Annotated in this window: 11 protein-coding genes; 1 reads left to right on the top strand and 10 read right to left on the bottom strand. The window is 41.6% G+C overall.

What is annotated here, in order from left to right:
• Window positions 1-20: 20 nt before the first annotated feature.
• Genes ACESPO_RS00880 through ACESPO_RS00870 form a run of 3 tightly spaced genes read right to left on the bottom strand, consistent with a single transcriptional unit; the run spans window position 21 to window position 2,556 of the window.
• Window positions 21-1,538: an NAD(P)H-hydrate dehydratase gene (locus tag ACESPO_RS00880; RefSeq protein ID WP_120105878.1), complete on the bottom strand. Its 1,518-nt coding sequence runs from the start codon at window positions 1,536-1,538 to the stop codon at window positions 21-23.
• Between the two features lies 1 nt (window position 1,539).
• Complete coding sequence (gene acpS, locus ACESPO_RS00875) at window positions 1,540-1,902, bottom strand: holo-ACP synthase (protein ID WP_009261951.1); 363 nt, start codon at window positions 1,900-1,902, stop codon at window positions 1,540-1,542.
• A gap of 6 nt (window positions 1,903-1,908) precedes the next feature.
• Window positions 1,909-2,556 carry a redox-sensing transcriptional repressor Rex gene (locus tag ACESPO_RS00870; protein WP_008975417.1) on the bottom strand — a complete coding sequence of 216 codons (648 nt, stop codon included), beginning with the start codon at window positions 2,554-2,556 and terminating at the stop codon, window positions 1,909-1,911.
• A gap of 201 nt (window positions 2,557-2,757) precedes the next feature.
• On the opposite strand from ACESPO_RS00870, the gene abc-f reads away from it, so the two are divergent.
• Window positions 2,758-4,674, top strand: a complete 1,917-nt coding sequence (gene abc-f / locus ACESPO_RS00865) for a ribosomal protection-like ABC-F family protein (RefSeq protein ID WP_349159934.1) — start codon at window positions 2,758-2,760, stop codon at window positions 4,672-4,674.
• 136 nt (window positions 4,675-4,810) lie between these two features.
• Here the strand turns inward: abc-f and ACESPO_RS00860 are convergent, their stop codons facing one another.
• The 7 genes from ACESPO_RS00860 to ACESPO_RS00830 form a co-directional block, all read right to left on the bottom strand.
• Entirely contained in the window at window positions 4,811-6,025 is a 1,215-nt protein-coding gene (locus ACESPO_RS00860; RefSeq protein ID WP_499788334.1) for an NADP-dependent isocitrate dehydrogenase, read from the bottom strand.
• Between the two features lie 254 nt (window positions 6,026-6,279).
• A complete protein-coding gene (locus tag ACESPO_RS00855) occupies window positions 6,280-8,547 on the bottom strand; it encodes a glycoside hydrolase family 2 protein (RefSeq protein WP_499788333.1) in 2,268 nt (755 codons plus the stop codon).
• Window positions 8,548-8,576: 29 nt separating this feature from the next.
• Window positions 8,577-9,428 (bottom strand): HAD hydrolase-like protein, encoded by an 852-nt coding sequence (locus tag ACESPO_RS00850; RefSeq protein ID WP_116442265.1) that lies wholly within the window; start codon window positions 9,426-9,428, stop codon window positions 8,577-8,579.
• Window positions 9,429-9,437: 9 nt separating this feature from the next.
• Entirely contained in the window at window positions 9,438-10,838 is a 1,401-nt protein-coding gene (gene uxaC / locus ACESPO_RS00845) for a glucuronate isomerase (RefSeq protein WP_016440575.1), read from the bottom strand.
• 163 nt (window positions 10,839-11,001) lie between these two features.
• Entirely contained in the window at window positions 11,002-11,847 is an 846-nt protein-coding gene (locus ACESPO_RS00840) for an SDR family oxidoreductase (protein WP_499788332.1), read from the bottom strand.
• 35 nt (window positions 11,848-11,882) lie between these two features.
• On the bottom strand, window positions 11,883-12,923 hold the full coding sequence (gene uxuA / locus ACESPO_RS00835) for a mannonate dehydratase (protein ID WP_016438610.1): 1,041 nt from the start codon (window positions 12,921-12,923) through the stop codon (window positions 11,883-11,885).
• Between the two features lie 119 nt (window positions 12,924-13,042).
• Window positions 13,043-14,443 (bottom strand): MFS transporter, encoded by a 1,401-nt coding sequence (locus ACESPO_RS00830; RefSeq protein WP_008975407.1) that lies wholly within the window; start codon window positions 14,441-14,443, stop codon window positions 13,043-13,045.
• Window positions 14,444-14,460 lie beyond the last annotated feature (17 nt).

The raw sequence follows: 14,460 nt of genomic DNA, 5'->3' as shown, positions 1-14,460 counted from the left end.
CTACTTTTTATTCTGTTCTTTCAACACTTTTCACGCAAAATCATCTCTGTGCTTTCCGCGGTCAGCACTTCTGCAATCCCATCAAGAATATCACTTGCCAGAACACTATAACTGCCTTTTTTCTTCTGTGCAGCATCTCCCGCCAAACCATGCAAAAACACCCCGAGTGTTCCCGCTTCATACGGCTCTATTTTCTGTGCAAGTAACCCCGTGATCATGCCGCCAAGGACATCACCGGCTCCCCCTTTTGCCATCGACTGATTGCCGGAAGTATTCACATATACTGGCCGTCCATCTCTTCCTACAAGTGTTCGTGCATCTTTCATCACACAGACAGACGGAATCGATCCGAGAAATTCCTGAAAATACCGAAAACGTTCTTCTTTTAATTCCTTCACGGAATGCCCGCATAGCCCTGCCATTTCTTTCATGTGGGGAGTCAATATACAATCCGGTGTCAATTTCTCAAAAAGTGCCCTGTCTTTTGACAAAATGTTCAATCCATCCGCATCGATCATGCACGGCTTTTTTACACAGCGAACGGTAGTTGAAAGAAGGTGCTGTGCGGTCTCACTCATCGAAAGTCCTGAACCGATTCCAACAACATCCGCCCATTCCAGCAGTTCCTTTAGCTTTTCTTCCTCATACCTTTCATATGTGGTAATGATCGCCTCCGGAAGCAGTTGCTGCAAGTTCGACTGATTCTCTTTTGCTGTATAAATCTGTACAAGTCCGGCACCTGTCAGATATGCCGCCTTTGCACTAAAGTAAGCAGCACCTGCCATTCCCGGACTTCCCACGATCAAAAGCACTTTCCCGTAGTTACCCTTGTGAGCATCCGGATCACGCGCAGGAAGCAGATTTTTCAAATCCGTCCTATCGTAAGTATAGCACACATCTCCCCTCCCATCATATACAGAAGGTTCAATTCCAATGGAGGCCGTCACAAGCTTTCCGACAAGCTTGCGCGCCATCCCAAACAACATCCCAATCTTTTGAAATGCAAATGTGACTGTAAAATCTGCTGCGAATGCAATTCCCAGTACATCTCCGGTATCTGCCGAAAGTCCCGATGGAATGTCTACAGCGACTTTTATGGCATCCATCTGATTTAAGTTTTCAATCACATTATAATATGTCCCGGAAACCTGTCTTGATAATCCAATTCCAAAAATTGCATCCACGATCACCGTATAACAATCTTCTCCTACCCGTTCTTTTACAGGTACTCCATAGTGGACCGCGATCTGTTTCTGAAGCCTTGTCTCCTCTGTCATAGAAGATTCCTTCCCGACAAACCAGACATCCACAGCATATCCTTTTAGATGCAAAAGTCTTGCGACAGCAAAACCATCTCCTCCATTATTTCCGGAACCACAGACAACGAGCACCTTTTTTAAATCTAGTTGCTCAGACTCCATCATCTCCACAACAGAAAGTGCCGCCCGCTCCATCAGAACCATCGACGGCATACCCATCTCTGTGATCGTCTTTTGGTCTCCCTGTTTCATCTGCGCTCCAGTCGGCAGATATCTCATATTATTCCCCCTCTCCCACTGCAAATGCAACAGCATAACAATCAGTATTCGTAATGGAAACATGTATTTTTACAATACCGGCAGATACTGCCGCCTCCTTTGCCCCTCGCAAAAGATTCACATAAGGTTTGCCTCTCTCATCCCGCAATACCTCGATATCTCCAGGACGAAATCCTGAAAATCCGGTTCCAAATACTTTCGCCACAGCCTCTTTGACTGCAAAATTGCCTGCTGCTTTGTCCATCTGCCCGCGAATCATCTCCTGTTCCCGCACGGAAAAACAACGCGTAAAAAAAGCCTGCTTTCCACACGCTTTCCTTACACGTTCTATTTCTATCATATCGGTTCCAACTCCAATGATCATCGTTTCTTATTCCTTTGCATTAAAGTAATTATAGCGATTTACATTGTAAGATAAACGCATTAAGCTTTCTGAAAGATGTACATTTTCCACAATAACATTCTTTGGAAGATTTAGATCAGTATGTGCAAAGTTCCAAATCGCCCTTACTCCGTTGTCTACAAGAAGTTCTGCCACTTCCACTGCTTTCGTCTTCGGAATCGTAAGTGCTGCAATCTCAATGTCATTGTTTTGTACAAACTCCGGAAGTTCTTCCATCATTCGAATCGGAACATCGCGAATCGTCATTCCTTTTAATGTTGGATTAATATCAAAAATTCCTTTCAGCAAAAACCCGCTTCTTTCAAATGCCGCATAATTTGCAAGCGCCTGTCCGAGATTTCCTGCACCGATGATCACAATATTATGTGTCTTATCGAGTCCTAAGATCTTACCAATCTCTGTGTATAAATATTTCACGTTGTATCCATAGCCCTGCTGGCCAAATCCACCAAAATTATTCAGATCTTGACGAATCTGGGAAGCGGTCACTTTCATTTTCTTGCTCAGGTCATTTGAGGAAATGCGTTCCACTCCATTTTCCAGAAGTTCGCCTAAATACCGATAGTATCTTGGCAAACGTCTGATGACCGCCTGAGAAATCTGTCTTTCTGTCACAAATGTTCACCATCCCCACTGTTTATTATATCTTATTATATAAAATTGTTCTAGCAAAGTCAAACTTTTCATTTCTTTTTAGTTGTATTTTCTTTGATATCCGCTATAATTGAAAAGAGAGTAAAGGAAGATTCTGGGGAAATGGTCACATTTTTTCAGCATGGAAATAACAACTCAACAATTGATTTAGGAGGAAACAACATGGTTTTAGCATGCCATAATCTAAAAAAAGCCTTTTTGGAGCAAGTGATTGTCAAAAATGGCTCTTTTCATATAGAAGAACACGAAAAAGCGGCGTTAGTTGGTTTAAATGGTGCCGGGAAATCAACCATCTTAAAAATGATCATGCGAGAGATTCCCGCTGATGATGGAGAAATCATCCTTGCCAAAGGGAAGACCATCGGATATCTTGCGCAGCATCAAGCGCTATTGTCCGGCAACACGATCTATCAGGAAGTAGAAAGCGCAAAAGCCGACCTGATTCAGATGGAGACGCAACTTCGCCGCTTAGAAGAAGAAATGCAGAAAAAAAGCGGGGAAGAACTTGAGCAGCTTTTGCATACCTATCACAAATTAAGTGCAGCCTTTGAGCGGGCAGATGGATATGCCTACAAAAGCGAGATTATCGGCGTATTAAAAGGTCTTGGATTTGCAGAGACAGAGTTTGACAAATGTGTGGACAACCTCTCCGGAGGTCAAAAAACCCGAGTAGCTCTAGGAAAACTGCTTCTTACCAAACCTGATATTTTACTTCTTGATGAGCCTACGAACCACTTAGATCTGAATTCTATCGCATGGCTTGAGACTTACCTCTCAAATTATCCAGGTGCCGTACTTTTAGTCTCCCACGACCGCTATTTCATCAACCGCGTTGTAACAAAAGTCATTGAAATTGAATTTGGCGAGATTATGATGTTCAACGGCAATTATTCTGAATTTGCCGAGAAAAAGAAACTGATCCGGGAAGCGAAGTTAAAAGAATATCTGAATCAACAACAGGAAATCCGCCATCAAGAAGAAGTAATTCGAAAACTTCGTTCTTTCAATCGCGAAAAATCGATCCGCCGTGCAGAAAGCCGCGAAAAAATGCTTGAGAAAATGGATCGGATCGAAAAGCCATTGGAACATCATGCCGAATTGAAGCTTCATTTAGAACCGACCGTCGTCAGCGGAAATGATGTTCTTCGTGTAGAAGGGTTAGGAAAATCTTTTGGCACACACACGCTCTTTCAAAATATCAACTTTGAAATCAAGCGTGGAGAACATGTTGCGGTCATCGGGGATAATGGAACCGGCAAGACAACCTTACTAAAAATTTTAAACGAAGTGATTCCTGCAGATCACGGAACCTTTACACTTGGTTCCAATGTCCATATCGGTTATTATGATCAGGAACATCATGTTCTGCACATGGAAAAGACTATTTTCGAAGAGATTTCTGACGACTATCCGTCACTGACAAATACAGAGATCCGTAACACTCTTGCCGCATTTCTCTTTACGGGAGAGGATGTCTTTAAACGGATCGGCGATCTCAGTGGTGGGGAAAGAGGACGGGTGTCTCTCGCGAAGCTGATGTTGTCGGAAGCTAATTTTTTGATTCTTGACGAGCCGACAAACCACTTGGATATTGCCTCAAAAGAAATCTTAGAACAAGCGCTTAACAACTACACTGGAACGGTTCTGTATGTTTCGCATGACCGTTATTTCATCAACCAAACTGCCACAAGGATTCTGGATCTCGTTAACCAAAGTTTTGTGAACTACATCGGAAACTATGATTATTATCTAGAAAAAAAGGAAGAGCTTACTGCCGCCTACACCGAATCTGCTGCGCAAACAGATGCTTCCTCTGAAGAAACAGCATCTGAATCGAAATTAGACTGGCAGGCGCAAAAGGAACTTCAGGCAAAAGAGCGGAAACGGCAGAATGATCTTAAAAAATTAGAAGAGAAAATTCAAAAACTGGAAGAGGCTTCCGCTAAACTCGATGAAGAGCTTGCAAAACCAGAGTATGCAATGAACTCAAAAAAGCTAATGGACATCACAAATGAAAAAGCCGAAATTGACACAAAACTATGGGATCTTTATGAACAATGGGAATCCCTCGCGGAATAAATAGTCGTCTGGTGTGCCATCCATCATGCTTACACTCCGCTCTTTCGGAAACGATTCATAAACAGACAAACGGAACGATTGCAACATATTTTTTTCTTGCAATCGTTCCATTTTTTATAAAACTGTATCTACTTCTCTATTTCTCACTGTATTGAGAAAGTTTCTCCGCGATTTCTTTAATAAACGCTTCACTATTCAGCACGACTGGATTCGGAATCGATGTGATCATCGCAAGATCCTTCGTCATCTTTCCAGACTCGATCGTATCGAGCGTCGCCTGCTCCAGCTTTTCTGCAAATGCTGTCAGTTCTTTATTGCCATCCAGTTCTCCTCTCTTTTTCAACGCACCTGTCCATGCAAAGATAGTAGCTACCGAGTTTGTAGAAGTTTCTTCTCCTTTTAGGTGTTTATAGTAGTGGCGCTGTACTGTCCCATGTGCCGCCTCATACTCATAGTAACCATCCGGAGATACCAGCACGGAAGTCATCATGGCAAGAGATCCAAATGCGGAAGATACCATGTCACTCATCACATCACCATCATAATTTTTGCATGCCCAGATAAATCCTCCTTCCGATTTCATCACACGTGCCACAGCATCATCAATCAACGTGTAGAAATATGTAATACCTGCTTCTTGAAATTTTTCCTGATATTCTGTATCATAAATTTCCTGAAAAATGTCTTTGAACGTATGATCATATTTCTTTGAAATGGTATCTTTTGTAGCAAACCAGAGATCCTGCTTTGTATCCAGCGCATAGTTCATGCAACTTCTCGCAAAGCTTGTGATTGACTCGTCAGTGTTATGCATTCCCTGTATAATACCCGGTCCCGAAAAATCGTGGATCAGCTCTCGCATTTCAGTGCCATCCTCGCCAGTATAGACAAGTTCTGCCTTTCCAGCCCCCGGAATCTTCATCTCCACACCTTTGTACACATCTCCATAGGCATGTCTCGCCAGTGTGATCGGTTTCTTCCAGTTCCGAACACACGGCTCAATTCCTTTTACAACAATCGGCTGACGAAATACCGTTCCATCTAACATAGCTCGGATTGTCCCATTTGGACTTTTCCACATCTCTTTCAGATTGTACTCTTCCATTCTGGCAGCATTCGGTGTAATCGTCGCACACTTTACGGCAACCCCATATTTTTTTGTTGCATTTGCAGACTCTACTGTAACCCTGTCCTCCGTTTCATTACGGTATTCCAACCCCAGGTCATAATATTCTGTCTTCAAATCCACATAAGGCAAAATCAAATGCTCTTTGATCATCTGCCACAAAATCCTCGTCATCTCATCGCCATCCATCTCCACAAGCGGTGTCGTCATATGAATTTTCTCCATAGTAAGTTCCTCCTTCCACAGCTCCATCCAAAACACTTGAGAAATATTCTGAATATCTTTTTGAATTTCAAATTATTCTAAATATTTTACATTTTAATACAGATTATGTCAATAATTATTTGCTCTTTTTCGTTTTGTTAGAAGATTTTTGTTTCATAGTATCTTAAAAATACTTTTATAGACAAAAACAAGGATGTTCATAGGAACACCCCTGTTTTGTCTATGTTTTCAATATAATTTCACAAAAACAATCGTTAGTCTTCTTTTTTGATTTTCTGAAGTTCCGTATTGATATATGCCATTACAGCCATCTTCTTTTCGTCTCCACTGTTTGCACCCATATCCATTGCCGGACGGTCTCCCATAACTTCAAGCATCGATTTCTTAATATTAATTCCCATCGTACTGCTGAGACCATTTAACAGAACCTGGCATGCCTCTGTATTCTTTAAAATATCTTTCACAAGATCTTTCAAAGAAAAATATCCTTCTTTAAATTCCATCGGACGTACTACTGATAAATCTACATTGTCAAACCAGTTTGTTACACCTGCTACTTTATCATCTTCGCTTTCTTCAAAAATATAAGATGGATTTGCCTCTGCAACCTTTTCCAGAGTGATTGTATCCGTACAATTTCCGGCTTTTGCCACAATTGTTGTAAACCCTTCCTGTAACGGTACATTTTCAAATGTAAACACTTTATTTCCTGCCTGTTTCTCAATTACCCTTCCGCCGATAGAAAGTGTAACTTCCGGACAATTCGTGTAAACTTTGATTGTCACAGTGTCTGTTGTACGCTGTGCATAGCGCTTGCTGCAAATATGAACAAATTCTTCCTCTGTCCAATATGCCTTATACAGGTAAAATGCATCTTTGCGGATCAGACGATCAATTGTCATAAGACCTTTGTTGTTACGTCCTTTGACACCACCTTCATTTCTTGCATCACATCCAAAATCAAACATATTCCATACATGTGTTGCCCAAAGCCACGGACGTTCCTCAATGATTTTCGCCATATGCTCATGGTACACTGCCTGAAATTCTTCGCTGTAATCTCCGCCTTTTGGATTATCATTATGATATGTTGTAATTCCTTCGCATCCATATTCAGAAATTCCGATCGGTCTTTCTGGGTGCATCTCATGGAACGCATCCAGCCATGCCTCATTATCTTCCAGCTTTCCGCCATACCATCCGAAATAATGGTTATAACTTACCACATCGGTAATGTCATTTTGCTCATTTTCCATCGGAAGGTTGGACACTTGAGCCATCGTTGTCATCCTTGTATCATCCAGTTCATGGACAAGCGCATGTAGATCTTTCAGATTTTCTACCAGTCCCGGCACTTCTCCTCCAATCGTAATCTCATTTGAGATACCCCAAAAACAGATGGATGGGTGATTAAAATTCTGGAAAATCAACTCTCTCATCTGGCTTCTGCAATTTTCGTGGGCATCCGGATCTGCGTTCATCGCTGAAATAAACGGAATCTCTGCCCAAATAATAAATCCTGCTTCGTCGCAAAGATCATAAAAATCCTGGCTGTGCTGATAATGTGCAAGGCGAATGGTATTTGCCCCCACTTCTTTGATCAACAGAATATCTTCGTAATGCTCCTCAAATGTCAGTGCATTTCCAAGATCATATCTATCCTGATGTCTGGATACTCCGCGAAGCGGCATACTTTTTCCATTTAAGAAAAATCCTTTTTGCGGATCCACTGTATATTCACGAATACCTATTCTCGTTTCAATTTCATCCAGTACTTCATTGTGTCGTACCAATCTCGCAGAAACGGTATAAAGATATGGATCTTCGACTCCCTGCCACAGATGTGCATCAAGAAGCTCTACAGCTACCTGTGTCTCCTGTGTCGCCGGACGAACTGCAAATACTTTTGTCTCTCCATCTTCATCATAAATCTCAAACTCTACACGGTCACCTTCCAAAGGATTTGTCACATAAGAATGAATATCTACAAGTGCATTCTCTCCTTGGATTTTAGAGGAAACTTTGATTCCTGGTGCTCCATAATAGTCCAGATCAAAGTGAGATTCATTTACAATCACGAGATTCACATCTCTGTACAGACCTCCATAAAATGTAAAGTCTGCCATCTGTGGATAGACATTTGATTTCGGTGCATTGTCCACGCATACGGCAATCAGATTTTCTCCGTTTTCATCTAATTGCTCTGTGATATCCGCACGGAAAATGCTGAATCCACCTTCATGACTGCACACTTTCTTTCCATTTACATAAGCCGCGCATACATTTGCTGCTGCCTGAAATTCCAGGTAAATGCGGCTATGCGGCTTCACTGTATATGGTCCTAATTCCTTTACATACCAGCAAGCTCCACGATAGTAGTCCGAACCTCCATCTTGCCCGTCATACTGGTTCCATGTATGTGGAAGATCGACTACTTCCCAGCTTTCTTCGCACGCGATCGGCAGTTCTTTCTGCTCTTTACTGAAAGACCATCCTTCATTGATATTAATAATTTCTCTCATGCTGCTTCCTCCTTTTTCTTTCAAATGACTTACTCGGAAAGATTCTTCTGAAACTCGTTAATTCTTTCTTCTTGGTATTTTCCTGAATATGTTCCTGAAAGGAATTTTTCCAGTCCCTCTGACAGGAACCGCTCCCAGGAACTTTTTTCCTTTTTCACCAGAATCGGATAGTACAGCACTCCGTTGTCCTCCGCCGCTTTCTGGTCTCCCGGAGCATCCCCAATCATCAGTACATGGGCTTTTTCATACCCTTTCTGTAAAAGCTGACCGATACAGTAAGCTTTTGTTCCTGCATCCTGCGCCAGCATAATGTCCGTATGCTCAATCAGGTTATGCCTTGTCCACTCTTCTCTGACTGCTCCTGCATTTGCAGAAGACACAATCGCTACATCTGCTGCAGCATGAGCAGCTGCAAGTCCTGCTTTCGCACCTTCAAATGGAAGATTTTCCTCTTCCGGAAGATTTTTAATTGCCACATTGACCCGCTCTGACCACTCCAGCGCCATCCGAAGTGACTTGCTCTCTTTTTGAGCAAGCACTTCCTCAATCGCACGGTTTGAAAGTTCTTTTGTTGTTTCTGTCCAACGAAGAAATGTCTCCAGATCATCAATCTGCACATCATCGTAGGTTTCCTCTGCCTCTTTCAATGCGATCGCAAGTCCTTTGAACCGATTGATCCCTCTTGTCATTGTATAAAGATTTACTTCATTCCAACGTGCAAGAAGCTCTTGTTCATGAGCATGGAGTCCCCAGACTTCGATCATACATGGGCCAAAGCAGCGAAAATGCTTGATATCCATTGTATCCATTGCACATCCGTCTGAATCGACGCAGATTAAAAAGTCATGTTTTCTTTCAAAAGAATCAAATATCGTTGACATCTATGCCTCCTAAAATCCGAAATACTCCATTGCGTTATTGTAACAAATATTTTCTACCATTTGTCCGAGGAATTCCATGTCTGCCGGATATTCTCCATTCTCAACAAGATTTCCGATGTAGTTGCAGAGGATACGGCGGAAGTATTCGTGTCTTGGGAAAGAAAGGAAACTTCTTGAGTCTGTAAGCATTCCAACAAATGCAGACAGGAGACCAATCTGGCTCAATACGTCTAACTGTGCTTCCATACCGCGTTTCTGATCAAGGAACCACCATGCAGCACCAAACTGTACTTTTCCTTTGCAGGAACCATCCTGGAAGTTTCCAGCCATACTTGCAAGCATCTCATTATCTTTTGCATTCAGGCAGTAAAGGATTGTCTTTGGAAGTTCTGCGTTGTAATCCATTGCATTTAAAAGTGCACTTAATTCTTTTGCATAGCAGATATCATCGATAGAGTCAAATCCTGCATCCGGTCCTAACTTTTCAAACATTCTTGTAGAGTTGTTACGAACTGCTCCAATGTGAAGCTGCATTGTCCAATTTCTCTTGTGATAATGGCTTCCTAAAAATACAAGAACGTTTCCTTTAAATTTCTTGATCTCTTCTGCTGTCAGTTTCTCCCCTGCCAATGCTTTTTTAAAGATTGCATCTACTTCTTCTTCAGATGCTTTGATGTAGAGATTTTCATCTAATCCATGGTCGCTGACACGGCATCCAACTTCTGCAAAGTAGTTAATTCTCTCTTCCAGTGCTTTCTTTAATGTTTCGATGGAATCGATCTCATATCCTACAACTTCTGAAAGTTTTGCAATATATTCTGCAAAATCAGCCTTGTCGATTCCAAGCGCTTTGTCCGGACGGAATGTCGGAAGTACCTGAATTTCAAATCCATCTTCTTTTAATGCTTTGTGGTATCTCAGATCGTCTGCCGGATCATCTGTCGAGCAAAGTACTGTGATATTCATCATGCGGAGAAGATTTCTAACAGAGAATTCTTTTGTATTGAGCATTTGGTTACACTTTTCGTAAATCTCTTTCTCTGTCTTCGGGCTTAACGGCTCTTCAATTCCAAAATAACGCTGTAATTCCAGATGTGTCCAGTGATACAGTGGATTTCCGAATGTATATGGAATTGTTTCAGCCCATTTGCTGAATTTTTCCTGGAAAGAAACTTCCTTTCCTGTCACATACTCTTCCTTGATTCCGTTTGTTCTAAGTGCACGCCACTTGTAGTGATCTCCTCCAAGCCAGATTTCTCCGATGTCGTTAAACACTTTATCTTCATAAATTTCCTGTACATTTAAGTGGTTATGGAAATCACAGATCGGCATTTTTGCCGCATGGTCATGATATAATACTTTTGCTGTCTCTGTCTCTAAGAGGAAATCTTTATCCATAAATTTTTTCATTTTTATTTTCTCCTTATCCTATCTTTTTGTGCGCTCTGGAAGATTGTATGCTTGCCAAAGCATCTGTCATTTCACTTTTTCTATGATAAAGAACGCCAATGCAGAAAAACAGACTCTGCATGTTCTTCTGCATTGGCAATGTGTCTTTTCTATCTGATTACTATTATACGCCTGAGTAAGCAGAGAACCCTCCGTCTACCGGAATTACTACACCATTTACGAAGCTAGAAGCATCTTCGCACATTAAGTATAATAAAGTACCGATCAACTCTTCTGATTTACCAAAACGATCCATAGGTGTGTTTCTTAAAATCTTCTCTGTACGTGCTGTCGGTGTTCCGTCATCGTTAAATAATAATTTTTCATTCTGTTTTGAAACGAAGAATCCTGGTGCGATTGCGTTGCAACGAATTCCAACTTTTGAGAAGTGTACTGCAAGCCACTGTGTAAAGTTAGAAATAGCAGCCTTTGCTCCGCTGTATGCAGGAATCTTTGTCAGTGGTGTAAATGCATTCATGCTGGAAATGTTGATGATGCTCGCACCTTTTTTGTCCATCATGTCCTGAGCAAATACCTGTGTTGGAAGCAGTGTACCAAGGTAGTTTAAGTTAAATACGAATTCTACTCCAGATACATCAAGATCAAAGAATGTCTTCATCTGATTTAAATCTTCTTTGTGGAAGAATTCATTGTCTGTTGTTGCTCTCGGATTGTTTCCTCCCGCTCCGTTGATCAGGATGTCACATGTTCCGAAATCTGCAAGGATCGCATCTCTTGCTGCTTCGATGCTCTCTCTCTGAAGTACATTACATGCATATCCTTTTGCGATTCCTCCGTCTTTGACGATTGCTTCAGCATTTGCTTTTGCTGCTACTTCGTTCAGGTCAAGAAGTGCAACTTTCGCTCCTGTCTCAGCAACAGCTGCTGCGAACATAGAACAAAGTACACCGCCGGCTCCTGTTACAACTACTACTTTATCTTTCAGATCAATTTGAAATGGAAGTTTCATATTTTTCCACGCTCCAATCTTTTTATTTTTTCGAACTATTTGTCTAATTTATCAAGGGTTTCCCAGATTCCTGTCATATACATCGCACCTAATGCTCTGTCATACAGTCCATATCCCGGTTTTCCAGTCTCTCCCCAGATCATTCTTCCGTGATCCGGTCTTAAATATCCTTCAAATCCAGCATCGTGATATGCTTTTAATATTTCAACGATATCTAATGATCCACACGGAGAATAGTGTGCACTCTCCTCAAAGGATCCGTCCTCCAGAATCTTAACATTTCTTACATGAGCGAAGTGAATCCGTCCCATTGCCGCATATTTCTTTACCATCTCTGCGTAGTTGTTAAATGTCGCACATCCAAGACTTCCGCTGCAGAGTGTCAGTCCGTGATGTTTATCATCATAGAGACCTAAGAAACGATCAATGTTCTCCTCGCATGTAATGATTCTCGGAATTCCAAAAATAGACCACGGTGGATCATCCGGATGAATTCCCATGTTGACATCAAATTCGATTGCTGTCGGCATAATTTCGTTGATGAAATAAGCCAGGTTCTCCCACAGACCTTCTTCTCCAAGATCTTTGTACGCCTGGATCAGCTCTGCCATCTCTTCTGTTGAGTAGGAAGAATCCCATCCCGGAAGAGCTAATTTTGTCGGATCCATCTGCGCTACATGCTCTTTGTAGTATACAAGTGCGTTAGATCCATCCGGAAGTTCTCTGTCAAGCTGTGATCTTGTCCAGTCGAATACTGGCATGAAGTTGTAGCAAATGCACTTCACGCCTGCTTTTGCAAGACGTCTGATGTTCTCTTTATAGTTCTCGATATACTGTTGATAGTTTCCTCTTCTCAACTTGATATCCTCGTGAACCGGAACACTCTCGATTACTTCCATCTCAAGTCCTTTTGCTTCTACCTGAGCTTTCAATTTCAGAATTTCTTCTTCCGGCCATACTTCTCCGACAGGAACACTGTAAACAGCTGTCACGACACCTGTCATTCCCGGAATCTGACGAATATTGTCCAGAGTTACCGGATCGTCTGGTCCATACCAGCGAAATGTCATTTTCATACACATTTCTCCTTTCGTTTCATTTATATATTTTATTATGCGTTATAAGGAACGCAAAATATCTCTTCTCGTACCGACAGGCAGCCATATCGCTGACTGCCGGATGTATCTAGCGCAAATTATTTTGCTGCTCTTTTATCTAATTCTTCTCTGATTTCTTCCAGTTTCTTCTTAGAAAGAGGATACCAGAAAATCAAGATCAATGCAATGATAAGATATCCGATTGCCGGAACACCTGTTGCCACCGCATAGATAGAGTTCTTTACAGCTTCTGTCTGGTCAATACCTGCACCTGACTGATATCCGATCAGTGCAAGCGCATATCCGCCAAGTCCTCCTGCAAGAGCCTGTCCAAGCTTTCTTGCAAAAGAGTAAACTCCATAAACAGTACCACCATCTTCAGAACCTGTCATTACAGTCTGGTAATCAATGATGTCTGTGATAAATGCCCAGATCATCAAGTTGAAAAGACCGCTTCCAAGGTTTCCTAATAAAATGATTCCGCAGAATACCCATGGATTTTTAATCTTTGCAACAAATAAGAATACATATACTGCAGATGCAAAAAGTAATGCCGCACTAGATGCTTCTTTCTTTCCAAATCTCTTAGTAATTTTACCAGAAAATGGAGCTAAAATCAATGTACATGCAGTACCTAATAAACTTGCAATTGACATTGCCTTTGTATTTTTGAAGTAATCCTGATACAGATATACGTTCATAGACTGCGCAAGAAGCATTGCAAGAAGTAATACGATTGCCGCAACAATGATAGATACAAGTGCGCGGTTTCCAACAAGTCCTTTTACAAGGTCTTTTGCAGAAGCCTTCTTTTCTACTGTTTTTGTCTCTGTCACAACACGCTCTGTAGACCATTTGTAACAGATTGTGTAGCAGATGAATGCACATACAGCGAAAATAAGTGAGAGAATAAACATACGCTCCCCAACTAATACCTGATTTCCCGCCTCATCTTTTACGTATACGATCATCGGCGCTACAAATCCAACGATAACTCCTGCAAGTGCTGCACCCACGCTTCTGAATGTAGAAAGCTGTGCACGTTCTACCGGATCAGTAGAGATTGCGGAAGCCATAGAACCATATGGGATGTTGATTGCTGTGTAACAGAAGCTTCCCCATAAAATGTAAGTTACAAAAATATAGACAATCTTCAGTGCATACGGAAGGTTTGCTACCCATGGAATAAATACAAGTACTCCCGCAAGGACTACTGGAATACGCATTCTTCTGATCCATGGACGGTATCTTCCTTCCTTTCCAGGTTTGGAACTATCTACAATTCGTCCCATTCCAATATCTGTGAACGCATCAACAAAACGCGCTACTAAAAACAAAGTTCCTACCACACCTGCATTGATTCCCAACACGCTTGTGTAGAACACCATTAAAAATTGACTAATCAGAATAAAGAAGAAATCGTTACCAAAGTCTCCACACATGTAAGCGATTTTGTCTTTGATTCCGAAAGGTTGATTGTTGTTTGTTGAACTTGCCATTGTCATCCTCCTAAAAT

The organism is Coprococcus sp. HPP0074 (assembly GCF_964238105.1).
GTDB classification, from domain to species: domain Bacteria; phylum Bacillota; class Clostridia; order Lachnospirales; family Lachnospiraceae; genus Faecalimonas; species Faecalimonas umbilicata.
Note: the sequence above shows the minus strand (reverse complement) of the source record. Positions and strands in the feature narration are given on the sequence as shown.

Bases quoted from the DNA above. Each gene is read 5' to 3' on its own strand.
- ACESPO_RS00880 (WP_120105878.1), bottom strand. From the start codon at position 1,538: ATGAGATATCTGCCGACTGGAGCGCAGATGAAACAGGGAGACCAAAAG.
- acpS (WP_009261951.1), bottom strand. From the start codon at position 1,902: ATGATCATTGGAGTTGGAACCGATATGATAGAAATAGAACGTGTAAGG.
- abc-f (WP_349159934.1), top strand. From the start codon at position 2,758: ATGGTTTTAGCATGCCATAATCTAAAAAAAGCCTTTTTGGAGCAAGTG.
- ACESPO_RS00860 (WP_499788334.1), bottom strand. From the start codon at position 6,025: ATGGAGAAAATTCATATGACGACACCGCTTGTGGAGATGGATGGCGAT.
- ACESPO_RS00855 (WP_499788333.1), bottom strand. From the start codon at position 8,547: ATGAGAGAAATTATTAATATCAATGAAGGATGGTCTTTCAGTAAAGAG.
- ACESPO_RS00850 (WP_116442265.1), bottom strand. From the start codon at position 9,428: ATGTCAACGATATTTGATTCTTTTGAAAGAAAACATGACTTTTTAATC.
- uxaC (WP_016440575.1), bottom strand. From the start codon at position 10,838: ATGAAAAAATTTATGGATAAAGATTTCCTCTTAGAGACAGAGACAGCA.
- ACESPO_RS00840 (WP_499788332.1), bottom strand. From the start codon at position 11,847: ATGAAACTTCCATTTCAAATTGATCTGAAAGATAAAGTAGTAGTTGTA.
- uxuA (WP_016438610.1), bottom strand. From the start codon at position 12,923: ATGAAAATGACATTTCGCTGGTATGGACCAGACGATCCGGTAACTCTG.
- ACESPO_RS00830 (WP_008975407.1), bottom strand. From the start codon at position 14,443: ATGGCAAGTTCAACAAACAACAATCAACCTTTCGGAATCAAAGACAAA.